This window comes from Blastomonas sp. SL216 (assembly GCA_026625625.1).
In the GTDB taxonomy this organism is placed as follows: domain Bacteria; phylum Pseudomonadota; class Alphaproteobacteria; order Sphingomonadales; family Sphingomonadaceae; genus Blastomonas.
Genome location: CP113055.1, coordinates 3,296,502 through 3,319,668, shown reverse-complemented (window position 1 = coordinate 3,319,668; position 23,167 = coordinate 3,296,502). Strand labels below are relative to the sequence as shown.

General features: G+C 65.2%; 28 protein-coding genes. 15 read left to right on the top strand and 13 right to left on the bottom strand.

Annotation, left to right across the window (positions count from 1 at the left end; all coding sequences use genetic code 11):
* Positions 1 to 5: 5 nt before the first annotated feature.
* The 6 genes from OU999_15750 to OU999_15725 form a co-directional block, all read right to left on the bottom strand.
* Positions 6 to 800, bottom strand: coding sequence for a lytic transglycosylase domain-containing protein (locus OU999_15750; GenBank protein WAC23173.1), 795 nt, complete (start codon positions 798 to 800; stop codon positions 6 to 8).
* A 345-nt stretch (positions 801 to 1,145) separates the two neighbouring features.
* Positions 1,146 to 1,454: a hypothetical protein gene (locus OU999_15745; protein WAC23172.1), complete on the bottom strand. Its 309-nt coding sequence runs from the start codon at positions 1,452 to 1,454 to the stop codon at positions 1,146 to 1,148.
* Complete coding sequence (gene flgM / locus OU999_15740; GenBank protein WAC23171.1) at positions 1,454 to 1,741, bottom strand: flagellar biosynthesis anti-sigma factor FlgM; 288 nt, start codon at positions 1,739 to 1,741, stop codon at positions 1,454 to 1,456. The genes OU999_15745 and flgM overlap by 1 nt, the downstream gene beginning before the upstream one ends.
* A 115-nt stretch (positions 1,742 to 1,856) precedes the next feature.
* On the bottom strand, positions 1,857 to 2,402 hold the full coding sequence (locus tag OU999_15735; protein WAC23170.1) for a flagellar protein: 546 nt from the start codon (positions 2,400 to 2,402) through the stop codon (positions 1,857 to 1,859).
* 56 nt (positions 2,403 to 2,458) lie between these two features.
* The gene (locus OU999_15730) at positions 2,459 to 2,941 is read right to left on the bottom strand and encodes a hypothetical protein (protein ID WAC23169.1); all 483 of its coding nucleotides are present in this window, start codon (positions 2,939 to 2,941) and stop codon (positions 2,459 to 2,461) included.
* Positions 2,938 to 3,651, bottom strand: a complete 714-nt coding sequence (locus OU999_15725) for a MotA/TolQ/ExbB proton channel family protein (GenBank protein ID WAC23168.1) — start codon at positions 3,649 to 3,651, stop codon at positions 2,938 to 2,940. Before OU999_15725 ends, OU999_15730 begins: the two co-directional genes overlap by 4 nt.
* A gap of 245 nt (positions 3,652 to 3,896) precedes the next feature.
* Between OU999_15725 and flgB the strand changes: the two genes are divergently transcribed.
* The 13 genes from flgB to OU999_15660 all read left to right on the top strand — a co-directional run bounded on the left by flgB (position 3,897) and on the right by OU999_15660 (position 14,240).
* Complete coding sequence (gene flgB, locus OU999_15720) at positions 3,897 to 4,247, top strand: flagellar basal body rod protein FlgB (protein WAC23167.1); 351 nt, start codon at positions 3,897 to 3,899, stop codon at positions 4,245 to 4,247.
* 3 nt (positions 4,248 to 4,250) lie between these two features.
* Complete coding sequence (gene flgC, locus OU999_15715) at positions 4,251 to 4,655, top strand: flagellar basal body rod protein FlgC (protein ID WAC23166.1); 405 nt, start codon at positions 4,251 to 4,253, stop codon at positions 4,653 to 4,655.
* Entirely contained in the window at positions 4,652 to 5,308 is a 657-nt protein-coding gene (locus OU999_15710; protein WAC23165.1) for a flagellar hook capping protein, read from the top strand. The genes flgC and OU999_15710 overlap by 4 nt, the downstream gene beginning before the upstream one ends.
* A gap of 56 nt (positions 5,309 to 5,364) precedes the next feature.
* Positions 5,365 to 6,195 carry a flagellar hook-basal body complex protein gene (locus tag OU999_15705; protein ID WAC23164.1) on the top strand — a complete coding sequence of 277 codons (831 nt, stop codon included), beginning with the start codon at positions 5,365 to 5,367 and terminating at the stop codon, positions 6,193 to 6,195.
* Positions 6,196 to 6,244: 49 nt separating this feature from the next.
* Positions 6,245 to 6,988 carry a flagellar basal body rod protein FlgF gene (locus tag OU999_15700; protein WAC23163.1) on the top strand — a complete coding sequence of 248 codons (744 nt, stop codon included), beginning with the start codon at positions 6,245 to 6,247 and terminating at the stop codon, positions 6,986 to 6,988.
* A 25-nt stretch (positions 6,989 to 7,013) separates the two neighbouring features.
* The gene (gene flgG / locus OU999_15695) at positions 7,014 to 7,805 is read left to right on the top strand and encodes a flagellar basal-body rod protein FlgG (protein ID WAC23162.1); all 792 of its coding nucleotides are present in this window, start codon (positions 7,014 to 7,016) and stop codon (positions 7,803 to 7,805) included.
* A 12-nt stretch (positions 7,806 to 7,817) separates the two neighbouring features.
* Positions 7,818 to 8,510: a flagellar basal body L-ring protein FlgH gene (locus OU999_15690; GenBank protein WAC25449.1), complete on the top strand. Its 693-nt coding sequence runs from the start codon at positions 7,818 to 7,820 to the stop codon at positions 8,508 to 8,510.
* 13 nt (positions 8,511 to 8,523) lie between these two features.
* Positions 8,524 to 9,636, top strand: coding sequence for a flagellar basal body P-ring protein FlgI (locus OU999_15685; GenBank protein ID WAC23161.1), 1,113 nt, complete (start codon positions 8,524 to 8,526; stop codon positions 9,634 to 9,636).
* Positions 9,633 to 9,995, top strand: a complete 363-nt coding sequence (locus tag OU999_15680) for a rod-binding protein (protein WAC23160.1) — start codon at positions 9,633 to 9,635, stop codon at positions 9,993 to 9,995. The genes OU999_15685 and OU999_15680 overlap by 4 nt, the downstream gene beginning before the upstream one ends.
* On the top strand, positions 9,992 to 11,323 hold the full coding sequence (gene flgK / locus OU999_15675) for a flagellar hook-associated protein FlgK (protein WAC23159.1): 1,332 nt from the start codon (positions 9,992 to 9,994) through the stop codon (positions 11,321 to 11,323). The genes OU999_15680 and flgK overlap by 4 nt, the downstream gene beginning before the upstream one ends.
* A gap of 17 nt (positions 11,324 to 11,340) precedes the next feature.
* Positions 11,341 to 12,201, top strand: a complete 861-nt coding sequence (locus tag OU999_15670; protein ID WAC23158.1) for a flagellin — start codon at positions 11,341 to 11,343, stop codon at positions 12,199 to 12,201.
* Between the two features lie 155 nt (positions 12,202 to 12,356).
* Positions 12,357 to 13,220, top strand: a complete 864-nt coding sequence (gene motA / locus OU999_15665) for a flagellar motor stator protein MotA (GenBank protein ID WAC23157.1) — start codon at positions 12,357 to 12,359, stop codon at positions 13,218 to 13,220.
* A gap of 3 nt (positions 13,221 to 13,223) precedes the next feature.
* Positions 13,224 to 14,240, top strand: coding sequence for an OmpA family protein (locus OU999_15660; protein WAC23156.1), 1,017 nt, complete (start codon positions 13,224 to 13,226; stop codon positions 14,238 to 14,240).
* A 20-nt stretch (positions 14,241 to 14,260) separates the two neighbouring features.
* Here OU999_15660 and ribH read toward each other — a convergent pair whose 3' ends face one another.
* The 5 genes from ribH to OU999_15635 form a co-directional block, all read right to left on the bottom strand.
* Entirely contained in the window at positions 14,261 to 14,683 is a 423-nt protein-coding gene (ribH, locus tag OU999_15655; GenBank protein WAC23155.1) for a 6,7-dimethyl-8-ribityllumazine synthase, read from the bottom strand.
* A 43-nt stretch (positions 14,684 to 14,726) separates the two neighbouring features.
* Complete coding sequence (locus OU999_15650; GenBank protein ID WAC23154.1) at positions 14,727 to 15,320, bottom strand: ABC-type transport auxiliary lipoprotein family protein; 594 nt, start codon at positions 15,318 to 15,320, stop codon at positions 14,727 to 14,729.
* 44 nt (positions 15,321 to 15,364) lie between these two features.
* Positions 15,365 to 16,312 carry an MlaD family protein gene (locus OU999_15645; GenBank protein ID WAC23153.1) on the bottom strand — a complete coding sequence of 316 codons (948 nt, stop codon included), beginning with the start codon at positions 16,310 to 16,312 and terminating at the stop codon, positions 15,365 to 15,367.
* 67 nt (positions 16,313 to 16,379) lie between these two features.
* Positions 16,380 to 17,228: an ABC transporter ATP-binding protein gene (locus tag OU999_15640; GenBank protein WAC23152.1), complete on the bottom strand. Its 849-nt coding sequence runs from the start codon at positions 17,226 to 17,228 to the stop codon at positions 16,380 to 16,382.
* The gene (locus OU999_15635) at positions 17,225 to 18,337 is read right to left on the bottom strand and encodes an ABC transporter permease (GenBank protein ID WAC23151.1); all 1,113 of its coding nucleotides are present in this window, start codon (positions 18,335 to 18,337) and stop codon (positions 17,225 to 17,227) included. The genes OU999_15640 and OU999_15635 overlap by 4 nt, the downstream gene beginning before the upstream one ends.
* Positions 18,338 to 18,479: 142 nt before the next feature.
* Here OU999_15635 and OU999_15630 point away from each other — a divergent pair, with 142 nt between their 5' ends.
* Positions 18,480 to 19,196: an HAD-IB family hydrolase gene (locus OU999_15630; protein ID WAC23150.1), complete on the top strand. Its 717-nt coding sequence runs from the start codon at positions 18,480 to 18,482 to the stop codon at positions 19,194 to 19,196.
* Between the two features lie 35 nt (positions 19,197 to 19,231).
* Positions 19,232 to 20,662 (top strand): M24 family metallopeptidase, encoded by a 1,431-nt coding sequence (locus tag OU999_15625; protein ID WAC23149.1) that lies wholly within the window; start codon positions 19,232 to 19,234, stop codon positions 20,660 to 20,662.
* 157 nt (positions 20,663 to 20,819) lie between these two features.
* On the opposite strand, the gene OU999_15620 is transcribed toward OU999_15625, so the two are convergent.
* Positions 20,820 to 21,731: a prephenate/arogenate dehydrogenase family protein gene (locus OU999_15620; GenBank protein WAC23148.1), complete on the bottom strand. Its 912-nt coding sequence runs from the start codon at positions 21,729 to 21,731 to the stop codon at positions 20,820 to 20,822.
* Positions 21,728 to 22,828, bottom strand: a complete 1,101-nt coding sequence (gene hisC, locus OU999_15615; protein WAC23147.1) for a histidinol-phosphate transaminase — start codon at positions 22,826 to 22,828, stop codon at positions 21,728 to 21,730. Before hisC ends, OU999_15620 begins: the two co-directional genes overlap by 4 nt.
* Positions 22,829 to 23,167: the final 339 nt, after the last annotated feature.

The following is a 23,167-nucleotide window of genomic DNA, read 5'->3' as shown; positions in this document are numbered from 1 at the left end:
CTAGGTCAGGCTCCCATCGCGGCGAGCAGCATGTAAGCCAGCCGCGCATTGTCGTTTCCGCTGAGGTTCGCGGTCATTTCGGGTCGGGCGGCGCGCGCACTGGCGAGCCGGACGTAATCGGCAGGTTGAACCTGCGGCAGATCATTGCCATCGCGCGGCAAGCGGCTGCCGCCGGCTGCCGCCCCGCCGAGCTTGTCGGCAAAGCGGCCGCGGATTTCGGCAAAGCTGCGCGGCGCGCCCGACCGATCGTAGAAGATCGACCGGTTGGCCCCGGCGGCGCGCGCGAACATCGGCGCGGCAGCGGCATCGGGATTGGCATCGTGCGCAGCCAGGAACTGGCGGGCGCCTTCAGGGCCCAGGAAATGCGCGAGGTAGAGGTCCACCGGAGCGGCGCTGCGGCCCAACGAGGATTCCAGATAGTCGCGGTTGTCGGCAGCGAATTCGCCCGCCATCAGCGACGCAATTTCGGGGTTTTTGCGCAAGGCGAGGATCGACTGGCGGGTTTCGGCATCGGCCACGCGATAGCGCCCGCGACCATCGCGCTGGATGGCGTTGGCGGCCCAGTCCAGCCCGTGCTTGGTCCCGTGCTTTTCGATCACGCCGAGCCAGCTCTGGTCGATGAACTGGTACAGGCCGGTGGCAGACGATGTGCCCGCCTTGGCATCGGGGTTCAGACCGCTTTCGATCCGCGCCTGGCCGAGCAGATAGTCGAAATCCACGCCGGTGCGGCGCGCAGACGCGGCAATCGCGCGGGTGACGCGATCTCCACTGTTGCCGACACTGCCAAGATACGAGGACAAAATTGCTCTCCAGGATTACTGGAGACCAACACAGCAAAAGCTGTGCCAATTTGAGGATGTTGCCGCCCCCTTTTCCCCTCCCACGTGCGGGAGGGGTGCCCGAAGGGCGGAGTGGGCCTGCGCCGATGGTCGTGCTCCTGCCCCACCCCGGTCCGGCAAACCGGACTTGCCCCTCCCCAGCGGGGAGGGGAGAGGGGATGCGCGTCATGCCAGGCTCGCACGACCCGAAGCCCTCCCTCTTGATGGGGGAGGGCTAGAGGTGGTCGTTGCACCCTGTGGTCCAAACAAAAAGCCCCCCGCCCGCTAAGGGCGAAGGGCCAGATCGAGGTCTTTCGGAAAAATTGATCAGCGGCGGCCGGCAGGGCCTCCATAGGTGCCAAGCGCCTGTTCGCCCTGGATCGCGGCGACGCGGCGTTCGACATGGTCGCGCAGGAAGCGCAGACGCTGCGCGGCAGCGGCATTGTACTTCATCAGCGTTTCCAGCTGGGTGCGGGTGCTGGCATCGGCGCGCAGCACGCCCTGGGTGCGCAGGGCATCGGTGATTCCGCCCAGATCGCGGGTATGCGCGATCATGGCTTCGGTATCACCAGCGTCCAGCGCGGCGATCAGCGCGCTTTGCGTGTCGGCAAAGCGCTCAAGCAGTTCGCCCTGCATCAGTTGGCCACGACGCCGAGGTCGAGTTCCATCATCTTGGCGGCAAGCTTTTCCGCATCAATGACATAGCTGCCATTGGCGAGCGCATCGCGGATCGCCGCCACACGGCCCTCGTCGATCGGCGCAGAGGCCGATGCGGTCTGCAGGAAGCTGCTCACCGATGCGGCGTTGCGCAGGGTGTTGTCAGTCGCCGTCGCGGCCGCGCTTGCGCCAACGGTCTTCTCGGTGCTGCCGCCCTTACGGGTCGCACCGACGGTCGGGCTGCCATAGGCTGAAATGCGGGACATGGAATAAAGACCTCGTTCTAGCATCACTTACGTCCTTTAACGGCCTTGGCAGCAGTTGCTTAAGGCGATTTTTTGATGAAAGGTTAACGCGGATTAGCCGGGGTTGGTAAACGCGTCAGTTACTCAATATGGTGGCGCGGCCCGGCTCGACGATCCGCACGAAAATGGGCTTGCCCTTGGGGTCGTCGCGCACCGGGATAACCTCGCCCACGCGGCCGTCCTTGTCGGCGATCATCACCCGCGACAGCGAGAACATCGGCCGGTCGACGGTGAGCAGGATCGGTTCGCCCCGCTTGACGCCTTCCACGCCCTGACCGGCTACGGCGCGACCCTGGGGGCTGCGCGCGGTTGCGGCCTGTTCGCGCTCGGCGGCCAGATCGAGCGGCACGCGGATGCGCCAGCCCAGCGTCGGGCAGCGGACTGCAGCAGCGCCAAGATCGGGACCGGTGACTTCGAGCGCGACCGGGCAGGCCTTGAGCTTGAGCCGGCGATCGACGGGCGCACGCGCGCCGCCGGGTTCGCCAATGCCTGCGCCCATGGTCGCGGCGACCAGGACGTCGATTTCATTGAGGTCCTGAATGGCCTGCGCCTGGGCGGGCACGGCCTGCGCCAGCAGCGGCGTGGCAATGGCGATCGCCAATAGGGCTTTGCGTACGGGCATGAACGGTCCTTTGATGACTGTGCCCCGATCAGAGCAAGGTCCGTGCCAGAACCGCCTTATCGTGCGCCAGGCTGTTCGGATATGATCAGCCGCACCTTGCCGGCTGCGCCCGCCTTGCCATCTGCAGGGCGCGCCAGATCGGGCAGCATCGCCTGATCGGCCACGCCCTGATCGGCCAGAACGCGCATGATCGCGGCGGTGCGCGCGGCGGCGAGCTCCCAGCGGTCCAGCCGCGATACGGCCTTGTTATCAAGCACCGGCACGGCAATCACGAATTGCGCCTGCCGGTTCTTGCCGCCCAGAGCGGCAATCGCCTGCATGCCCTTTGCCGTCATCCGCGCTTCCTGCGGTTCGAACAGGCTGGACAGCGGCAATGCCACCTGCTGCGACCTGGCTGCCTGCTGGCTGCCGAAGCTGTCGGACAGCGCCTCGGCCACCGCAGGGTGGCGATCGCCCACGCTGGCGATCATCGCCATCACGCCGGTCATGATCAGCGCAAGGTCGAGAAAGGACAGCGTCGTGCGCTGCGCGGGGGTCATATATGCTCCACCGGATGGCGCGGGTGCGGATGACCGGGCGCGGGGGCCTGGTCATGGCTGTGCTGGGCAGCAGCGGCGATGTCCGCATATTCGCGGCGACCGATATCGACCAGACGCCGCGCGGCGTCTTCTTCCCAGCCGACCTGCTCGCCCGCGATACGGGCCAGGCGCTGGGCAATCGGCCCGGCAATCACATTGGCGAGCACCAGCCCATATAAGGTGGTCAGCAGCGCGACCGCCATCGCCCGGCCGATCGAGGCGGCATCGCTGACATTGCCGAACAGCATGATCAGGCCGACCACGGTGCCCAGCATGCCCATCGCAGGCGCGCAATCGGCGACATTTTCCCAGAAGCGGACCGTCGCGGTCAACCGCGCGCGGCGCTGCGCTGCCAGCCGGATCATCGCGGCCTGAAAACCGTCGAGCGAGCGGTGGTTGGCCATGGCATCGGCGGCGGCGGAGACGAAGCTGCCGCCCGACTTCACCCGGTCGGCGCAGCTGATGCCGCGGCTGTCGACGACATGCTCGATGCGCAGCACCGCACGGTGCGCCTCATCGGCCTGTTCCTGCACCTTCATCCACAGCTCGCGGCGCAGCGCGCTCAGCCCGCTAAGCGCTGCAGCGGTACCGTTCTGCGCCCAGGCGACGGCAAAGCTGCTGCCGACCACACCCACTAGCGCGACAGGATCGATAAAAGCGGCAATCGACATTATCTAACCGTTCAAACCTCTCGACTGCCAGGGCGGCGCAGGCGGCAATGACTTGCCGCCCGACCGGCAGAAACTTGCCGCCCTGCCCCAGGCACAGGCCTGGTCAAACCCCGATCATCTCAGCGAAAGCAGCGGAAATCCGGCATTTTCGCGAAATGGCACAGGCTTTGCTTCTGCCTTGGGCGACGCATTCTGTCCTTCTCTTAAGACGGCAGGTGCAGCCACAGGTTAAGAGGAATGGTCCCATGGGGGCAGACAGGCTTTTCGGAATGCACGGCACGGCGCTGCAGCTGCGATCGCAGCGGCTGTCGATGCTGGCATCGAACATCGCCAATGCCGGAACACCCGGATACAAGGCGCGCGACCTGGACTTCGACAAGGCCATGCAGCGCGTGCAGGGCGGCGACACGCTGGACGCTGCGCTGGGCGAGAATGCCGGGTACCGCGTGCCGCTGCAGCCGTCGATGGATGGCAACACGGTCGAGCTTTCGACCGAGCAGACGCTGTTTGCCGAAAACGCCATCGGCTATTCGACCACGCTTTCCTTCCTCGAGGGCCGCGTCGCGACGCTGACCCGCGCGATCAAGGGAGAATAAGCCATGCCCGGTCCCATGAGCGTCTTCGACATTTCGGGCCGCGCCATGTCGGCCCAGCTGTCGCGTCTGAACACCACCGCATCGAACCTGGCCAACGCGCGCACCACCTATGCGAGCGAAAAAGAGGCCTATCGCGCGATCAAGCCGGTGTTCAAGACCATCGAGGAACGCCCCGGCGTCGCCACCGTGCAGGTGGAAAAGGTCATCCAGTCGGACATCAAGCCGGTCAAGCGGCACGACCCGACCAATCCGCTCGCCGATGACGAAGGCTATGTCTGGGATGCCGGGGTCGATGAGACCGCCGAGCTGATCGATATGCTGGAGACCGCCCGGCAATATCAGAACAACGTGCAGGTGATGCAGACCGCCAAGTCGCTGATCCTCGATACCGTGAGGATGGGCAAATGACGACGATCACCAATGATTTCGTGTCGAGCCTGCAGAAGAAGACCGACAGCATTCCGAGCAACAACAGCAAGGAATCGCTCGATCAGACCGCGTTTCTGGAGCTGATGACCGCGCAGCTGAAGTTCCAGGACCCGTTCAATCCGGTCGAGAACAAGGACATGGTCGCCCAGATGGCGCAGTTCAGTCAGGTTGCGGGCATTTCGGAAATGAATGCCTCGCTCAAGGCGATCGCAGGGTCCTTCGGCACCTCGCGCCTTGCCGAAGCCGCCAATTTCATCGGCCGTTCGGTGCTGCAGGATGGCGATACTGCCTATTCCGACGCACAGGGCCGCTATGCCGGAGAATTCACGCTGACCAATCCGGCGAGCAACGTCTCGCTCGAATGGCTCGATAGCGCGGGCAATGTCGTCCACACCCAGGACATGGGCAATGTCCCGGCGGGCAAGGTGCCGTTCCAGCTGCTCAGCGAGGACGACAACGGCAACCCTGTCAATATCGGCCCGCTCAAGGTGCGCATCAAGGGTGCCGCCGCGACCACCGTTTCGACCTGGCTGCCGGTGACAGCGGTCGAATCCAGCAGCACCGGCGCCGACGCCATGCTGGTGACCCCCGCCGGCTCGATTTCCGCCAGCAGCGCCAGACGCATCGCCTGACCTGCCCGAACCATTCAACCCGAATACGAACAGATTTCACTGAGGAGTAAGCTCAAATGTCCTTCATCACCTCGCTCAGCGGCCTCAAGGCAGCGCAGACGGATCTGGCCACCGTCTCGAACAACATCGCCAACTCGAGCTCGACCGGCTTCAAGAAGTCCAAGGCCACGTTCGGTGACCTGTTCGCTTCTGCGCCGACGCAGAGCACCAAGTCGGTCGCGGGCCAGGGTGTGCGTCTGACCGGGATCGTGCAGCAGTTCACGCAAGGCTCGCTCAACTCGACCGACCGCACGCTGGACCTTGCGATCGCAGGCGACGGCTTCTTCATCGTCGAAGGCTCCTCGCCCCGCCAGGCACAGAGCTTCACCCGCAACGGATCGTTCTTCGTCAACGTCAACCGCGAGGTTGTCGACAATATCGGCAACCGCGTGCAGATGCTGCCGGTGGACGCCGCGGGCCGCGTGACCTCGACCAACCAGGCCGACCTGTTCGATTTCGTCCTGCCGCAGAGCGATCCTGCCGATCCGAACGCGGTGCTGTCGAACATCACGATCAGCGACGAAGGCGTGGTCAGCGCCACCTTCTCCAACGGCAGCCAGACCCGCATCGGCGCGGTCGCGATGGCCAGCTTTGCCGCTGCCGAAGGCCTTCGCCCGATCGGCGATGCGCACTGGCAGTCGACCGGCGTATCGGGCACCCCGCTGATCAACCAGGCCGGCAACGGCCCGCTCGGAACGGTGCGTTCGGGAACGCTGGAAGCGGCGAATATCGACCTGACCGAAGAGCTCGTCTCGCTGATCGCAGCGCAGCGCAACTTCCAGGCAAATGCCCAGGCGCTCGAAACCGCGAACACGCTGACCCAGACGATCGTCAACCTGCAGACCTGATGATCCGCCCTTAACCCGATTGTAATGCGAAACACCAAGGTGCCCTGACATGGACAAGATGATCCACATCAACCTGAAAGCCATGCAGGGCATCATGAACCGCCAGACGGCGATCGCCAACAATATGGCGAATGCCGACACGACCGGGTTCAGGGCAGAGGTCGTCAACGCCCGCGCGCTCTATGTGCAGGGCAATGGCCTGGCCAGCCGCGCCTCGACCAGCGAGGCGGTGACCGGCGCGGACATGCATGCCGGCACGGTCGAGAATACCGGCGGCGCGCTCGATGTCGCGCTCAATGGCGATGCGCTGCTGGGCGTGCAGGCCGCCGATGGCGCAGAGGCCTATACCCGGCGCGGCGACCTGATGGTCAATCAAAGCGGGCTGCTGACCACTGGCGACGGGTTCCCCGTGCTTGGCCAGGGCGGCCCGATCACGCTGCCGCCCGCCGACAAGATCAGCATCGCTGCCAATGGCGCGATCTCGATCGTCCCGGCAGGCGGCGACCCCGCCCAGCAGATCGAGGTCGGCCGGCTCAAGCTGGTCAGCCCCCAGGGCAGCGAGATCAAGAAGGGCCTCGATGGCCTGTTCCGCGTGCCGGGCGACGGCGCGCTGCCCGAAGACCCCGATGCCACGGTCACCACCGGGGCGCTCGAGGGATCGAATGTGAACATGACCCAGGCGCTGGTCGACATGATCGAAGCCAGCCGCGCCTGGGAAACCCAGGTCAAGATGCTGACCACGGCGCAGGAAATGGACGATGGCGGCGCATCCATCATGCGGATGCCCAGCTAAGCCTCGCGAAACGGAGTGAAATGAGATGAGCAACGGAGCCCTTCAGGTCGCCCGCACCGGGCTGGATGCGCAGAACACCAAGATGCGCGTCATCGCCAACAACCTGGCGAACGTGAACACCACCGGTTTCAAGCGTGACCGCGCCAATTTCGAGACGCTGGCCTATCAGCAGCAGATCGCCGCCGGCGCGCGCGCCGATGCGCAGAACCAGTTCGCCACCGGGCTTTCGGTCGGTACCGGCGTGAAGCTGACCAGCACCAGCCGCATCGATACGCAGGGCAGTGCGCAGATCACCGAAAATTCGCTCGACCTGATGATCGAGGGCGCGGGCTATTTTCAGGTGCAGATGCCCGACGGCACCAACGCCTATACCCGCGCGGGCAATTTCAACCTGACCGCCGAAGGCCAGGTGGTAACGCCCGAAGGCCTGCCGCTGGTGCCCAATATCCAGGTTCCGCAGGGCGTTACCAGCATCACCATCGGCAAGGATGGCACCGTCTCGGCGACGATCGACGGCCAGGCCGAAGCCAATGAACTGGGCCAGATCGAACTGGCCAGCTTCGTCAATCCGGCGGGCCTCAGGTCGCTGGGTGGCAATCTTCTTGCCGAAACCGCCGCCAGCGGCGCGCCGGTTGTGGGTCTGGCCGGGCTGGAAGGCCGCGGCACGCTGCGCCAGGGCGCGCTTGAAGGATCGAACGTCAATATCGTCGAGGAGCTGGTCGACATGATCGAGACCCAGCGCGCCTATGAGGTGAATTCCAAGATGATCAAGGCGACCGACGAAATGCTCCAGTTCGCCAATCAGCAGATGGGTTGAGGGTAGAGCATGATGTCCACCGCACCGCTCCGCAATATGCTGGCCGCAGCGCTCGTTCTCGCGCTGTGCGCGTCGAGCCCCGCTTACGCCAAGAAGAAGAAGCAGCCGATCCAGCCGGATCCGGAATATGCGCCGACCCTGTCGATGCCGCGCCAGGCCCCGGCTGCACCCAATGGTGCGATCTTCCAGGCGAGCAACGGCTATTCGGCGCTGACCAACGGCGCGCGCGCCGCGATGGTCGGCGATGTGCTGACCATCGCGCTGGTCGAACGGACCCAGGCGGTCAAGTCGAACGGTGCCAATACCGACCGCAATGGCAGCATCGGCCTGACCCCGCCAACCACCGGCCCGCTGAGCTTCTTCAACCCCAGCGACGTCTCCGCAGGCGGCAACACCACCTTCCAGGGCACCGGCACCGCGCAGCAGTCCAACTCGCTGCAGGGCCAGATCACCGTGACCATCGCAGAGGTCTATCCCAACGGCACCATGCTGGTGCGCGGCGAGAAGCTGATGAGCCTCAACCGCGGCGCAGAACATATCCGCTTCAGCGGCATCGTTCGCCAGATCGATGTGGCTGCAGACAATATCATCCCCTCCTCGCGCGTCGCCAATGCGCAGATCGTCTATGGCGGCACCGGGGAGATCGCGCGCGCCAGCCAGAAGGGCTGGTTGCAGCGCTTCTTTGAAATCGTCAGCCCGTTCTGAAGGCCCTTTTGACATGACCCACTTCACGCCCCTTCGCCTGATTGCCACGCTGATGCTGGCGCTGATGGCCGCGATGCAGCCGGTACATGCCGAACGGATCAAGGATCTGGGCGGCTTTCAGGGTCTGCGCGCCAACCAGCTGACCGGCTATGGCATCGTCGTCGGCCTGGCCGGCACTGGCGATGACGCGCTGGAATATGCCACCGTCGGCATGCGCGGGGTCACCAACCGCTTCGGCCTGACGCTGCCTCCGGGCATCAACCCGGCGACCAAGAATGCAGCGGCGGTGCTGGTCACCGCAGAACTGCCGCCGATGGCCAAGCCCGGCCAGCGGCTCGACATCACCGTCTCGGCGCTGGGCCGCGCCAAGTCGCTGCGCGGCGGCACGCTGATCATGATGCCGCTGCTGGGTGCCGATGGCCAGATCTACGCGATGGCGCAGGGCAATCTGGCGGTCGGCGGACTGGGTGTCAGCGGCGCCGACGGATCGAGCACCGTGGTCAACATTCCCTCGGTCGGCCGCATTGCCGGCGGCGCGACGGTCGAGCGCGCGGTCGAGACCGGGTTCGAACAGAGCCCCTATCTGATGTTCAACCTGGCCGATGCCGATCTGACCACCGCGATGCGCGTGGCCGACGCCATCAACAGCCAGTTCGGCTATGCGCTCGCGGTCGCCAATGATGCGGTTTCGGTGCGGATCGCCGCGCCCGTCACCGCGCAGGAACGCGTGCAGATGATGTCCCGAATCGAGAACATATCGGTCACCCCTGCCGAGGCCCCGGCTAAAGTAATTGTTAACGCGCGCACCGGTACGGTCGTTATCAATGGCGCGGTGCGGATTGGCCCTGCGGCAGTGAGCCATGGCAAGCTGACCGTGAAGGTCCAGGAAGCGCCCACCGTCGTCCAGCCCGCGCCGTTCAGCCAGGGCCAGACCGCGGTCGAACAGCGCAGCCAGGTCGCGATCGAGGAAGAGACCAACCCGGCATTCGAGATCAAGCGAGGTGCCAATTTGTCCGAGATTGTCGAAACGATCAACGCCATCGGGGCTTCGCCGAGCGATCTCGCCGCGATCCTGGAAGCGCTGAAGCAGTCCGGCTCGCTCAAGGCGGAGCTCGTGATCCTGTGACCGTCATGCCCGCCTCTGCCGCCTTTCCGCTGGCCCGCACCAGCGCTGCACTGCCGCTCGACAAACAGGCAAAGGCGGCGGCGGAGGCTGCGCGCGGTGCCGATGGCGCGACGCCCGGCAAGAGCGAGGCCGAAAAGGCCGAGCTGCGCAAGGCGGCGCAATCGTTCGAGGCGATCTTCCTGCGCCAGATGATCGGGGCGATGCGCACCGCAACCGACGGCGACACGCTGCTCGGCTCGACCGCCACGGACCAGTTCCGCGACCTGATGGACGCGCGCGTCGCCGACGACATGGCAGGCAAGCAGAGCTTCGGCATCGCCGACATGGTGCTCAAGCAGTTCGGGATCGATAAGCCATGAGCAACCTGCTGAACATCGGCCGTTCGGGCCTGCGCGCCTTTGCCCGCTCGATGGAGACGGTGTCGCACAACATCGCCAATGCCGAAAACCCCGATTATGTCCGCCGCAGCGTGGAGATGAGCGACGCCACCGTTTCGGGATCGCTCAATCCGGCCTATCTGTCGCAGACCGGGCTCAACGGCGTGCGCATTGCACAGACGGTGCGCGCATCGGACGAATTCGTCGAGGCGCAGGTGCGTCAGACCGGAGCGGCGCGCATTCGTGCGGAAACCCAGCTGAGCTGGCTCGAGCGGCTGGAGACCAATCTCGACAATGCCGGGTCGAATGTCGGCACACGGCTCAACACCTTTTTCGGCCGGGCCGAGGAAGTCGCGGCAGCGCCGTTCGACAACTCGCTCAAGCTCACCCTGCTGACCGAACTCGATGCGGTGGTCGATGCCTTCCGCCGGACGTCGAGCAACATGACGCTGACCGCGCAGCAGGTCACCCAGGGCGCGACGCAGGAGGCCAATACGCTGAATGCCGCGCTGGAAAACCTGAACAAGATCAACCTGGACATTACCCGCACCAAGGAAGGCACCGATGCGCATGCCGGCCTGCTCGATGCGCGCGATGCGATGCTGGCGACGATCACCGAGAAGCTCAACGCCACGATCAGCCTGGCCCCCAACGGCACCGCCACCATCTCTTATGGCGGCCAGCAGCTGGCCGGGGTGAATTTCTTTGCCAATGTGACCGCATCGAGCAATGCCGATGGCAGCCTGGCCCTGCAGGTCGATGGCACCGCGGTGGCCGTGCCCAGCGAAGGATCGCTGGCCGGGCTCAGCCGCGCCGGTGCCACCGCGCAGGGTCGGCTCAACGATCTCAACGCGCTCGCGCAGCAGCTGGTCACCGATATCAACGCCTGGCAGGCACAGGGCCGCACGCTCAGCGGCGCGGTCGGCGCACCGCTGCTGACCATGCCGGGCGACATCTCGACCCTGGAAGTGACCACGCGCGACACCGCCCAGCTGGCACTGGCGGCGGCTGACGGCACGCCCAACGGCAATCTGCTGACGCTGCCTGCACTGCGCACCACCGATGGCGTCGAGACCAAGTGGAACAATTTCATGGCGGGCTTCGCCACCAACCTGTCCGCCGTGCGCAGCGAATCCGAGGCCGCCACCGCGCTCGACGAGGGGGCACGCCGTCGCCGCGATGCGATGTCCGGGGTCGATCTGGACCGCGAAGCCGCTGACCTGATCCGGTTGCAACAGGCCTATGAAGCCTCTGCCCGCGTAATCCAGGTGGCGCGCGACACCATGCAAACCATTCTGAACGTGTTTTAAGGCCGGGGTAAGTCGATATGGTCCAGTCCGTTAATCGCTATCGCGCTCCGCAAGAGGTGACGCAGCAGGTCCGCCTCAGCCGCGCGATCGCTGACCAGCAGGCGCTGGTGGGCGGCGAAAGCCGCATCGCGCGCCCCTCCAACGACCCCAAGGCCTGGCTGGAAGCGGCCAATATCTCGCGCTTCCAGTCGGACGAGGAGGCGTGGACCAACAATCTGGGCCGCGCCGACACGCGCGCCAACCAGGCCGAAGCCAGCCTCAACACCATCGTCAGCGGGCTCATCCGCACGCGCGAGCTTTTGCTTTCTGCCAATACCGGCACGATCAGCCCCACCGACCCGCAGGTTCTGGCGCTCGAAGTCAACGGCATTGCCAATGACTTCAACGATGCCCTGGGCCAGCGCGACAATTTCGGCGGCCAGCTGTTCGGCACCGGCCAGGCGATCCGCGTGCCGATGGGCGATACCCGCTTTGTCATTGCCGCGCCCAATCTGGAAGAGGTGCACGACAATATCGACGTGGGCGGCGGCACGACCAGGACGCTTTCCCAGATCATGTCCGATACCGCAGCCGCGATCAACAACCAGACCCCCACCGGTCAGGCCGCGCGCGATGCGCAGCTGACCGCGCTGGATGGTGCCATCGACCGGATGACGCAGCTGCTCACCCGGCAGGGCGTGGTCAAGGGATCGATCGAGAGCGCGCGTGAGGAACTGCAGCAAAGCGAACTCTCGCTCGCATCGCGCAAATCGGAACTGGTGGATGCCAATGTTTCCGAAGCGCTGACCCGGCTGCAGACGCTGCTGACCAACCTGCAGGCGACGCAAGCCGTCTATGCCAAGATTTCGCAGCAGTCGCTGCTCGACTATCTTCGCTGACGCCTGTTCGTGGTTAACGAATAAGCCCTTCATATTAACCCTGTTTTGCGCTTAACCACGATCGGCAAAAGCCGTTCTACGATCTGAACGGGCCGATTTTCGGCCCTCATTGCGCCCAGTCACAGCGGCGCGGTGCGAGGATCAAGGGAACCGCCATGTTCGCAGCTATTGGCTTTGTCGTTCTGATTGTCATGGTTTTCGGCGGTTTCATTCTCGCCGGGGGCAGCATGGGCGTCATTCTGCACGCCCTTCCGCTGGAAATGATGATCATCGGCGGCGCAGCTGCAGGCTCGATGCTGATCGGCAATTCCGGTGCGCATATCAAGGCGATCGGCGGCGGTGTCATGACCGCGTTCAAGGGATCCAAGTACAAGAAGCAGGATTTTCTCGACTGCATCTTCCTGGTATCCAAGCTGATGAAGATGCTGCGCACCGAAGGCCCGGTGGCGCTGGAGCCGCATATCGAGGACCCCAAGAGCTCCTCGGTCTTTTCCGAATATCCCACCCTGCTCAAGGATTCGACGCTGATCCACCTGATCTGCGACTCGCTGCGGCTGGTCGTCGTCTCGTCGGGCCAGCTCGATCCGCATGCGGTGGAGGATGTCGTCGATCAGGCGATCAAGACGCACCATCACGAAGCGGTCGGCCCGGCCGACGGCCTGCAGAACCTGGCCGACGCGCTGCCCGCACTCGGGATCGTCGCGGCCGTGCTCGGGATCGTCAAGACCATGGGCTCGATCGACAAGCCGCCGGAAATTCTGGGTGAGATGATCGGATCGGCGCTCGTCGGTACGTTCCTCGGGATTTTCCTGGCTTATGGCCTGGTGGGTCCGCTGGCCAACCGCTGCAAGCAGGTGATCGAGGCCGATGGCGCGATGTACCATGTCGCCAAGCAGATCATCATCGCATCATTGCACGGCCATCCGCAGCCGCTGGTGATCGAAGCCGCACGCTCCAGCCTGGGTCATGCCAACCAGCCGACCTTTGCCGACGTGTTCGACGGCATGCGGGGCCGCTAAGCCATGGCGAAGCGCAAACCCGATCCGGTGGAGAATGTCCGCCCGATCATCGTCAAGAAGATCATCGAAGAAGGGCATGGCGGCCATCATGGCGGCGCCTGGAAGGTGGCCTATGCTGACTTCGTGACGGCAATGATGGCGTTCTTCCTGCTGATGTGGCTGCTCGGCGCGACCGAGGAAAAGGACCGCAAGGCGATTGCCGACTATTTCGCGCCGACCATTGTCGAGCTGAAATCGGGCAGCGCCGGGTCCAACGGCCTGTTCGGCGGTGAGTCCATCGTCGGCCGCGACGATTATCCCAATCGCGCCGGCCAGACGGGCACGCAGTCGATCACCATTCCGCAGGATGCCACCGGTACCGCCGACGAAGCAGGCAATAGCGCCTATGCGTCGATGACCGAAGAGCAGAAGGCGGCGATCAAGAAGGCCCAGCAGATGGCCGAACGCGAGCAGTTCGAGAAGCTCAAGGAGCAGCTCGAAAAGCGCCTGGGCAGCAGCGAGGAACTCGCCAAGCTGATGAAGAATGTCCGCTTCACCGATACGCGCGAAGGATTGCGCATCGATCTGGTGGACGAGGCCAATTTCAGCATGTTCGCGCTGTCGACCGACAAGCTGGTGCCCAAGGCGGCCGAACTGCTGCGCGAGGTGGCGCAGGTGATCAACGGCATGCCCAACCCGGTCATCATCCGCGGCCATACCGACTCGCTGCCTTACGCATCGGGCAAGACGATGAACAACTGGATGCTGTCCACCAGCCGCGCCGAAGCGACGCGCAGGGCGCTGGTGGTGGGCGGGATCAACCCCGGACGCGTCCATCGCATCGAGGGCGTGGCCGACAACGAGCCCTATAACCCGATCGACCGCAACGACCCTGCCAACCGGCGCATCTCGATCACGCTGGCGTTCACCACGCCGCCGGCGGGCGAAGCGGCAGCGCCGACTGGCGCCAAGGGACCGGGCGGCAGGGCACCGGGCGGCATGCCGCCACGGCCCGTCCCCGCACCGCTCTCCTCCAAATAAGGGGGCGGCGCGGGCCGGGCTCAGCCGGCTAGCTTTTCGGAAATTTCGAGCATGGTGATGGCGGCGCGGGCAGCGTCGCCACCCTTGTCCTTCTCGTCCTTCTTCGCGCGGGTCAGCGCCTGCGCCTCGTTCTCGACCGTCAGGATGCCGTTGCCGATCGGCAGGCCGTCCAGCGTCAGTGCCATGATCGCGCGCGCGCTTTCGTTCGAAACGACCTCGAAATGATAGGTCTCGCCGCGGATGATCACGCCGATCGCGACATAGCCGTCATAGCGCTGCGTTTCCGATGCCATGGCGATGGCCGCCGGAATCTCGAGCGCGCCCGGAACGGTCAGCGTCTCGTGGCTGTGCCCCGCCGCCTTGATCGCGGCGCGCGCGCCTTCGAGCAGCAGGTCGTTGAGATGATCGTAGAAGCGTGCCTCGACGATGAGGAAATGCGCCATGTTTCGTGCCCCGTAATCTAGCGGATAGGAAGAAGGTGGTGGTTCAGCCGACGGTCCAGGCGGCAACCTGCGCGGCGACGCTGTTGGCCGCCTGGTTGAGTGCCGCGCCGACGGTCACCGCGTCGACCACGGCGACCGGAACGCTCGCCTCGAAGCGCTGCTTGCGCAATGGGCTGCCAGGCTTGCGCACGACGGCATCGAAGCGGACGATCGCCACGCGGGCGTCCTCGTCATAACCGAAGCGGTGGAGCTGGCCCGACAGCATCGTGCTGCGCTCTGCCCCGGTTTCGACCTGGTCGAGCACGAGCCGGCCGCTCTTGGCCGCCAGCGTCTCTGCCAGCACGGTGCGGAACAGCCGCGCGGGCTTGTCGGCCCAGATCGCGTCCTTGACATAGGCGATCGCACTGTCGCTGACCTGCACCGGCACCCGCACCTGATCGAGCGTGCGCTCGACCGTGGGCACATCGACCACGATCGCGTCGGTAACCGACGCAGAGGCCATCGACCCTGCGCTGGGCGTCGCGCTGGACGTCAGCGTCAGCAGCTGCGGCGGAGCCTTGGCGCCGAAGCTGACGCACCCGGCCAGCAACAGGCAGGCGGCTCCCGCAGGCAGCAGGATACGAATATGTGCGGCCATGCGCTGGGCTTTCCTGTTCGGCTGGGCGGTCATATCGGCCCCTCTCAGTTCTTCGGCTTGTAGTCGGGCAGAGGCGGCGCGCTCAGCAGACCGCCCGCGCCTTCCTGATCGATCTTTTCGGTAATCGCCGACAGCGCCCGCGCCGTCACGCGCAGGTCACGCACCAGCGCCTCGGTCTCGGGCAGGGTCGTGGTCGAGAACTGGCGCAGGCCGGGCTTGGCCTCTTCCATCGTTTCGGTCAGCTTGATCAGCGCCTTGTCGGTATCCGCCAGCGTCTTGGCGAGCTGGCGCGCCAGCGGCCGCCCTTCGCTGTCGAGCACGTCCTTGGTCGATTGCGCGGTCATGCCCAGCTGCTCGGCAGCGACGCCTGCCTTGGCCAGCGTCACGCGCAATTCGGCGAGCGCCGCGCGCATCTGCGGCGCGGAATCGGCCAGTTCGCCGGTCAGCCGCCCGCTGTTCTTCAGCAGCACCGCGATCGACTTCTGATTGTCGTCGGACAGCACCTGCGTGAAGCGTTCGGTCAGCGTCGCGAGCCGTTCGAGCAGCAGCGGCGCGTTGTTGAGCAGTTCGCCCAGCGCGCCCGGCTTGGTCGGGATCACCGGCACGCCCTCCGGTCCCGGCTCGGTAATCGCGGGCGCGCCCTGTTTGGCGCCATCAAGCTGGATCTGCGACACGCCGGTAAAGCCCACCCCCTGGATCGTCGCGGTGGTGCCTTCCAGGATCGGCGCATGCGCATCGACCTCGATCCGCACGCGGACGAATTGCGGGTCCTTGGCCCAGAGCGCGATCTCGGTCACCTGGCCCGATGGCACGCCCGAATAGGCGACGACCGAACCCTTGGCGATGCCGTCGACCGAGGTCTTGAAGAAAATGTCGTACTTGTTGCGATCGGTCTCGCCCAGGCCCGCCAGCCAGATGACAAAGGCGGCAATGCCCGCAAGCAGCACCAGGGTGACGGTCCCCACCCAGACATGATTGGCGCGTGTTTCCATGGCTTTGGTTATGCCCCTGATGGTCTGATGCTGTCTACCGCCAAAGCGGCATGGTCGTTCCGGCGGGTCACCTTAGAAACCCCCGGCTCTTGCTGCTGGCCGGAAGCCGCGTCTTCTTGCGCTCCTCGTCGGCATGGCTGACAGCGGCGGCGCGGCCGCGCGGGCCGTTGAAATATTCCTGGATCCACGGATGGTCGGTCGCTAGCAGCTCCGGAATGGTGCCGATGGCGATCACCTTGCGATCAGCCAGCACCGCCACCCGGTCGCAGATCTCGTGCAGCGTATCGAGGTCATGCGTGATCAGGAACACGGTGAGGCCAAGCGTGCGCTGCAGTTCGCGGGTCAGCGCATCGAAACGCGCCGCGCCGATCGGGTCGAGCCCGGCGGTGGGCTCGTCGAGGAACAGCACATCGGGATCGAGCGCCAGCGCGCGCGCAAGGCCTGCGCGCTTCTTCATGCCGCCCGAAAGCTCGGACGGATATTTGTCCGCAGCATCCTCGGGCAGGCCCGACAGCGCGATCTTGTACAGCGCGATCTCGCGCCGCAGCTTGTGATCGATCTTGGGATAGAATTCGGCCAGCGGCACCATGACATTTTCGGCCACGGTGAGCGTCGAGAACAGCGCCCCGCCCTGGAACAGCACGCCCCAGCGGCTGCGGATCGAGACATCCTCCTCCTCGCCATCGAGGATGGATTCGCCGAGCACCTCGATCTGCCCGGCATCGGGCCGTTGCAAGCCGATGATCGATCGCATCAGCACCGACTTGCCGGTGCCCGATCCGCCAACCACGCCCAGAATCTCGCCATGGCGCACGTCGAGCGACAGATCCTCATGCACCACCTGCTCGCCGAAGCTGTTCTTCAGCCCGGTGATGCGGATGGCGACATCGCATTCTTTGTCCCGTGCCGCGCTCATCCCCAGCCGATCTCCGTGAAGAACACCGCGAAAAAGGCGTCGAGCACGATGACCATGAAGATCGCCTGGACCACCGCCGCAGTGGTGCGTGCGCCGACTTCCTCGGCATTGCCGCGCACCTGCATGCCCTGATAGCAGCCAGCGAGCGCGATGATCAGGCCGAATACCGGTGCCTTGATCATGCCGACATAAAAGTCGGTGATCGGCACCACTTCCTGGATGCGCACGATGAAGGTTGCCGGCGGAATCTCGAGCACGACCCAGCACAGGAACGCGCCGCCGATCATCGCGACGATCATCGAATAGAAGCCGAGCAGCGGCATCATCAGCACGGCGGCCGTAACGCGCGGCAGCACCAAAGCCTCGACCGGCGACACGCCGATCGTCCGCATCGCATCGACCTCTTCGGTCAGCTTCATCGTCCCGATCTGCGCGGCAAAGGCGCTGCCCGACCGGCCTGCGACCATGATCGCGGTCATCAGCACACCCAGCTCGCGGATCGTCAGTCGTCCGACAAGATTGACCGTGAATACCTCGGCGCCGAACTGGCGCAGCTGCACCGCGCCCTGCTGCGCGATCACGATACCGATGAGGAAGCTCATCAGCCCGACAATGCCCAGTGCCGAGACGCCGACCAGCTCGAAATGGCGCACGGTCGCGGCCCAGCGGATGCGGCGCGGGTGCGCCATCAACGACAGCATCGACCGCACCAGCGCACCGAAAAAGCTGAGCATGCCCAGCAGCGAGCCGAGCGCCATCACCACGGCCTCGCCGACACTGGCGGTCATGCGGATCAGCGCATTGGGGCGCTGGGGCGGTTCGACATCGCTGATGTCCGATCGGCCCACCGCCTCGACCAGGCGGCTGCCCGATTCGCCGAGATTGACGATCTCGCAGCGCTGGTCGCGCGCCAGCCGGTAGACCACCCACGCGCCCACGGTATCGATATGCCCGGCATCGGCCATGTCGATCAGCCCGATCGGCTGGTCGATCTGCTTCAGCCGCTTGTCGAGCGCGGCGATGGTGGTGATGTCGAGGTTTCCGGAAAAGCGCAGCACCGCGCCGGTCTCACCGCGCTCTTCGATCGCAAAGTCGGCCGGGGCACCCATATACCGCCCTTCTTGTGCGATAAACGGTGCAATCACAAGCACCTTGGCGCACGATCCGTCGCACCGCGACCCGCCAAAGCGCGATCAACAAGTTACACGCCCATGCTTGTTTCGCACCGATTTGGCATTAAGGCTGAAGCCTGTGGGGGAGAGGCTGGCCTTTTACGATATGGATCGGACGATTACCGTCCACCCCACCTATGCGCGCTTTCTGCTGTGGATGGCGCTGCGCCAGGCGCCATGGCGGCTGTTGCTGCTGCCGCTTTCGCTCATCGCTGCCCTCGCCTATGTCGCACGCATCGTCAGCCGCGACGAGCTCAAGCAGATCAACCAGAAGCTGCTGCTGGGCCATTTGCGGGTGGCGACGCTGGCCGGCCCGATGGCGGCGCATGCCGAGCATGTCTTTGCAACCAATATCCGCCCCGGCGCGCTGGAGCGGATCGCCGCCGACCGGGCCGAGGGCTATCGCATCATCATCGCCACCGCATCCTACCGGCTCTATGTCGAGGCGATCGCCCGGCGGCTGGGCATCGATGACGTGATCGCCACCGATCTGCATGCCTCGCGCGGCACGGTGCTGGCGCAGATTGCAGGGCATAATTGCTATGGCCCGCACAAGGCCGAGATGATCGCCGCCTGGATGGCCGAGCATCGGCTGGACCCGGCACAATGCACCATCCGCTGCTATTCGGACCATGTGTCCGACCTGCCGATGCTGGAAATGGCGGATGAGGCCTTTGTCACCAACGCGCATATGCCGATGCGGCTGGCAGCGCGCGAACGCGGCTGGCCCGAGCTCGACTGGCCCGGCACGCTGGCCCCGCCGCGCGGGGTGGCGCAACAGGGCGTCACAGGCTAGGCAAAGGCTTTACAACCCGCTGAACGGGGAAGCCCATGAAAACCGTCGCATCCATGCTGTCCACCGCGCTGGCCGCCAGCCTCGCCTTTGCCGCGCCCCAGGCGCTCGCCCAGGCCCCCGGCAATACCGCCGAGGCCGAAGCGCCCGATTACCCGGCAGTGCTGCCCTTGCGCGAACAGGCCAAGCTGCGCGATGCATGGCTCGCCCAGCGGCTGGAGACGGTGGTGCCGGCGCTGATGCGCGAACAGGGCGTCGACATGTGGGTGCTGATCGCGCGCGAATATGACGAGGACCCGGTCGTTGCGACCATGCTCGATGCGCGATCGATGCACGCGCGGCGGCGCACGATCCTGGTGTTCTTCGATCCGGGCGAGGGCAAGCCGATCGAGCGGCTGACGGTCAGCCGCTATGGCCTGGCGGGCATGTTCGCCCCGGTCTGGACGCCCGAGCAACAGCCCGACCAGTGGAAGCGCCTTGCCGAGATCGTCGCCGAGCGCAATCCGCAGAAGATCGCGCTCAACATCTCGTCGCAGACCGCGCTCGCCGATGGCCTCAGCCACAGCCAGCACGAGGATTTCATGGCCGCGCTGCCCGAGGAGCTGCGCAGCCGCATCGTACCGGCAGGGCCGCTCGCCATCGGCTGGCTGGAAAGCCGCATTCCCGCCGAGATGGAGGTCTATCCCTCCATCGTCCGCCTGGCGCATGCGATCATTGCCGAGGCGCTGTCCGACAAGGTGATCACCCCCGGCCAGACGACGGCGGAGGACGTGCAATGGTGGATGCGCGAAAAGATCAGCGCGCTGGGCCTCAAGACCTGGTTCCAGCCCTCGATCAACATCTTCCGCGCCAGCGAGGCGGGCGAGCTGACCGGCGATGCGGTGATCCAGCCGGGCGACATGATCTGGACCGATTTCGGCATCACCTATCTCGGCCTCAACACCGATACGCAGCATCTCGCCTATGTGCTGAAACCCGGTGAGAGCGATGCCCCCGAGGGCCTGAAAGCGGGCCTTGCCGCCGCCAATGCGGTGCAGGATGCGCTGACCGCAGAGTTCCGCGTCGGCCGCACCGGCAACGACCTGCTTGCCGCCGCCCGGGCCCGCGCGATCTCATCGGGATACCAGCCCAGCATCTATTCGCACCCCATCGGCTTTCACGGCCATGGCGCAGGCCCCGCGATCGGTTTCTGGGACAATCAGGAGGCAAGCCCCGCAGGCGACTATCTGGTCCGCGCCAGCACCGCCTGGTCGATCGAACTGGCGGTCACCAACAACGTGCCCGAATGGGGCGACAAGGCGGTCTCGTTCCGCACCGAGGAGGACATGTTCTTCGACGGCGAGAAGGTCGCGTATCTGGATGGGCGGCAGGACCGCTTCCACCTGATCCGCGGCGCCGCGGACGCGCCAATGGCAGCGCCCGCACCCGAAGCGCTGCCGACCGAACCGGTCGCAGATGTGGGGGAGTGATGCAAGCAGCTCTCTCCCCTTCAGGGGAGAGATACGAAGGCTTGCCAGCTGGTCTGGCTAGCCGGAGTTGAGAGGGGCTCGGCAAGGCGCATTCCCCTCTCCCTCCGCCGCTGCGCGGCTCCTCCCTCTCCCCTGAAGGAGAGAGGGCTGTAAGACCCTATTTATGCTCGCGCCCGAAATCGGGTTTCGCGTCGTCCTGGCCCTGTTCGATGATCGAGCGGCGGATCGCGCGGGTGCGGGTGAACAGTTCTTCCAGCTCGTCGCCCTTGTCCCAGCGGATCGCGCGTTGCAGTGCGGACAGGTCCTCTGAGAAGCGCTGGAGCATCTCGAGCACGGCTTCCTTGTTCGACAGGAACACGTCGCGCCACATCACCGGATCGGACGCGGCAATGCGGGTAAAATCGCGGAAACCGCCGGCAGAATATTTGATTACCTCGCTCTGCGTCACACCCTCCAGATCGCTGGCGGTACCCACGATGGTATAGGCGATCAGGTGCGGCAGGTGGCTGGTGACCGCGAGCACCAGATCGTGATGCGCGGCCTCCATCGTTTCGACATTCGCCCCCAGCGCCTGCCAGAATCCGGCGACGCGGTCGCAGGCCCCGGCATCGGCCTGATCGTCGGGGGTGAGGATGCACCAGCGGCCCTTGAACAGCGAGGCAAAGCCCGCTTCCGGCCCGCTATTCTCGGTCCCTGCCACCGGATGCGCGGGGACGATGATGGCATCGGGAAGCGACGCGCGCAAAGCGGTCAGCACGCTCGCCTTGCACGAGCCGACGTCGCTGATGATCGCCTGCGCCGACAGATGCGGTGCCATGGCAGCGGCGGCGGCGGTCATGGCGCCCACCGGCACGCACAGGATCACCATTTCGGCGCTCGCCAGGTCAGGTCCGAATTCGGCATGATAGGCATCGCACAGCCCGATCGCCTCGGCCCGCGTGCAGACATCGGCGCTGCGGTCATAGCCCAGGATGCGGGTGTCGGGCAGCGCCTGGCGCACCGCACGCGCGATCGACGACCCGATCAGCCCCAGCCCGACGATCGCGATGGTGGCGAACGGCTGGCTCATGCGGTCACCAGATCGCGCAACACCTGGGCGATCGCGCGCATATGCGTCTCTTCGCCGATGGTGATGCGCAGCGCATGGCCCAGGCCCTGGCCTTTCGGCCAGCGCACGATATAGCCTGCCTGCATCAATGCCTCATAGGCCGCTTCCGCGCTCACCGCGCCTTCGAACAGCACCAGCAGGAAATTGGCATGGCTGGGGACGACGGTCACGCCATGATTGCCGAGCTGGGCGAGCTCACCCGCGAGCCAGTGCCGCCAGTGCGCATTATGCTCGCGCGAGCGGGTCACGAAATCGGTATCCTCAAGCGCAGCGAGCGCCGCGGCCTGGCCGGTCAGCGTCACGTTGAAGGGGCCGCGGATACGGTTGAGCGTGTCGATGATCCCCGGCGCGCCATAGCCCCAGCCGATGCGTTCGCCAGCCAGGCCATAGATTTTCGAGAAGGTGCGCGTGACCAGCACATTGTCGTGCGCAGCGGCCAGCTCGAGGCCGTGATCATCCTCTTCGGCGCTGAGATATTCGGAATAGGCCTGGTCGAGCACCAGCAGCACGTCCGAGCGCAGCCCGGCATGCAGCCGCGCAATCTCTGCCCGTGATGTCAGCGTGCCGGTGGGGTTGTTGGGATTGGCAAGATAGACGACGCGGGTCCGCGGCGTGATACAGGCGAGCAGCGCATCGACATCGGTCGCATAGAAGTTGTCTGGCGCAACTACCGGGGTCGCGCCGCAGCGCCGCGCCGCGATATCATAGACCGAAAAGCCGTAGCGGACATAGACGACCTCATCGCCCTGCCCGGCATAGCCCTGCGCGGCGAGGTTGAGCAGCTCGTCCGAGCCGGTACCGCAGACGATCCGCGCCGGATCGAGCCCATGCGCCTTGCCGATCGCCTCGCGGAGCGCCGCGCTGTCCGGATCGGGATAGAGCGAAGGCGCGAGCGCCGCCCCCTTGAGCCGCGCCTCGAGCGCCGCCGGACTGGTGCCCAGCGGGTTCTCGTTCGCCGACAGTTTGACGAGCGGCCGTCCGTCTTCTCCGGTCGATTTGCCGGGGACATAGGCATGGATCGCGGCGATCCAGGATTTGGGCTGAGGCTGGCTGGTCATGGGGCGCGCGCATAGCGCGAGTCGGGCGATGAGGGAAGCGGCGAGCGGATCGAAGCGGCCAGACTGTGTCCTCCAATCTGCAGAGCTGCGAAAATGCTTAACAAAATCAATACCCGTTACAATCTTTGACCGGATGATCGGCCATTGTGCCAAGCGTATGTTAAGTTTGGACAATTCTGGAACGCCGGGGATTTGCGGGTTGCCCCCGCTTTGAGGGTGAGTTAAGACATCCGCAAGGTCGCCCGGGAGTGTGCAAGCGGAACAACCGCTGTATGGTCCAGAATATGGTCCGGGGTGATGGGTTGGTGTCCTTTTCTCCCCGGGGTCTGCACAGGCTAC

Excerpts from the sequence above, each read along its gene's own strand:
- OU999_15745 (WAC23172.1), bottom strand. The coding sequence starts at position 1,454 with ATGCAGGGCGAACTGCTTGAGCGCTTTGCCGACACGCAAAGCGCGCTG.
- flgM (WAC23171.1), bottom strand. The coding sequence starts at position 1,741 with ATGTCCCGCATTTCAGCCTATGGCAGCCCGACCGTCGGTGCGACCCGT.
- OU999_15735 (WAC23170.1), bottom strand. The coding sequence starts at position 2,402 with ATGCCCGTACGCAAAGCCCTATTGGCGATCGCCATTGCCACGCCGCTG.
- OU999_15730 (WAC23169.1), bottom strand. The coding sequence starts at position 2,941 with ATGACCCCCGCGCAGCGCACGACGCTGTCCTTTCTCGACCTTGCGCTG.
- OU999_15725 (WAC23168.1), bottom strand. The coding sequence starts at position 3,651 with ATGTCGATTGCCGCTTTTATCGATCCTGTCGCGCTAGTGGGTGTGGTC.
- flgB (WAC23167.1), top strand. The coding sequence starts at position 3,897 with ATGGGGGCAGACAGGCTTTTCGGAATGCACGGCACGGCGCTGCAGCTG.
- flgC (WAC23166.1), top strand. The coding sequence starts at position 4,251 with ATGCCCGGTCCCATGAGCGTCTTCGACATTTCGGGCCGCGCCATGTCG.
- OU999_15710 (WAC23165.1), top strand. The coding sequence starts at position 4,652 with ATGACGACGATCACCAATGATTTCGTGTCGAGCCTGCAGAAGAAGACC.
- OU999_15705 (WAC23164.1), top strand. The coding sequence starts at position 5,365 with ATGTCCTTCATCACCTCGCTCAGCGGCCTCAAGGCAGCGCAGACGGAT.
- OU999_15700 (WAC23163.1), top strand. The coding sequence starts at position 6,245 with ATGGACAAGATGATCCACATCAACCTGAAAGCCATGCAGGGCATCATG.
- flgG (WAC23162.1), top strand. The coding sequence starts at position 7,014 with ATGAGCAACGGAGCCCTTCAGGTCGCCCGCACCGGGCTGGATGCGCAG.
- OU999_15690 (WAC25449.1), top strand. The coding sequence starts at position 7,818 with ATGTCCACCGCACCGCTCCGCAATATGCTGGCCGCAGCGCTCGTTCTC.
- OU999_15685 (WAC23161.1), top strand. The coding sequence starts at position 8,524 with ATGACCCACTTCACGCCCCTTCGCCTGATTGCCACGCTGATGCTGGCG.
- flgK (WAC23159.1), top strand. The coding sequence starts at position 9,992 with ATGAGCAACCTGCTGAACATCGGCCGTTCGGGCCTGCGCGCCTTTGCC.
- OU999_15670 (WAC23158.1), top strand. The coding sequence starts at position 11,341 with ATGGTCCAGTCCGTTAATCGCTATCGCGCTCCGCAAGAGGTGACGCAG.
- motA (WAC23157.1), top strand. The coding sequence starts at position 12,357 with ATGTTCGCAGCTATTGGCTTTGTCGTTCTGATTGTCATGGTTTTCGGC.
- OU999_15660 (WAC23156.1), top strand. The coding sequence starts at position 13,224 with ATGGCGAAGCGCAAACCCGATCCGGTGGAGAATGTCCGCCCGATCATC.
- ribH (WAC23155.1), bottom strand. The coding sequence starts at position 14,683 with ATGGCGCATTTCCTCATCGTCGAGGCACGCTTCTACGATCATCTCAAC.
- OU999_15650 (WAC23154.1), bottom strand. The coding sequence starts at position 15,320 with ATGGCCGCACATATTCGTATCCTGCTGCCTGCGGGAGCCGCCTGCCTG.
- OU999_15645 (WAC23153.1), bottom strand. The coding sequence starts at position 16,312 with ATGGAAACACGCGCCAATCATGTCTGGGTGGGGACCGTCACCCTGGTG.
- OU999_15640 (WAC23152.1), bottom strand. The coding sequence starts at position 17,228 with ATGAGCGCGGCACGGGACAAAGAATGCGATGTCGCCATCCGCATCACC.
- OU999_15635 (WAC23151.1), bottom strand. The coding sequence starts at position 18,337 with ATGGGTGCCCCGGCCGACTTTGCGATCGAAGAGCGCGGTGAGACCGGC.
- OU999_15625 (WAC23149.1), top strand. The coding sequence starts at position 19,232 with ATGAAAACCGTCGCATCCATGCTGTCCACCGCGCTGGCCGCCAGCCTC.
- OU999_15620 (WAC23148.1), bottom strand. The coding sequence starts at position 21,731 with ATGAGCCAGCCGTTCGCCACCATCGCGATCGTCGGGCTGGGGCTGATC.
- hisC (WAC23147.1), bottom strand. The coding sequence starts at position 22,828 with ATGACCAGCCAGCCTCAGCCCAAATCCTGGATCGCCGCGATCCATGCC.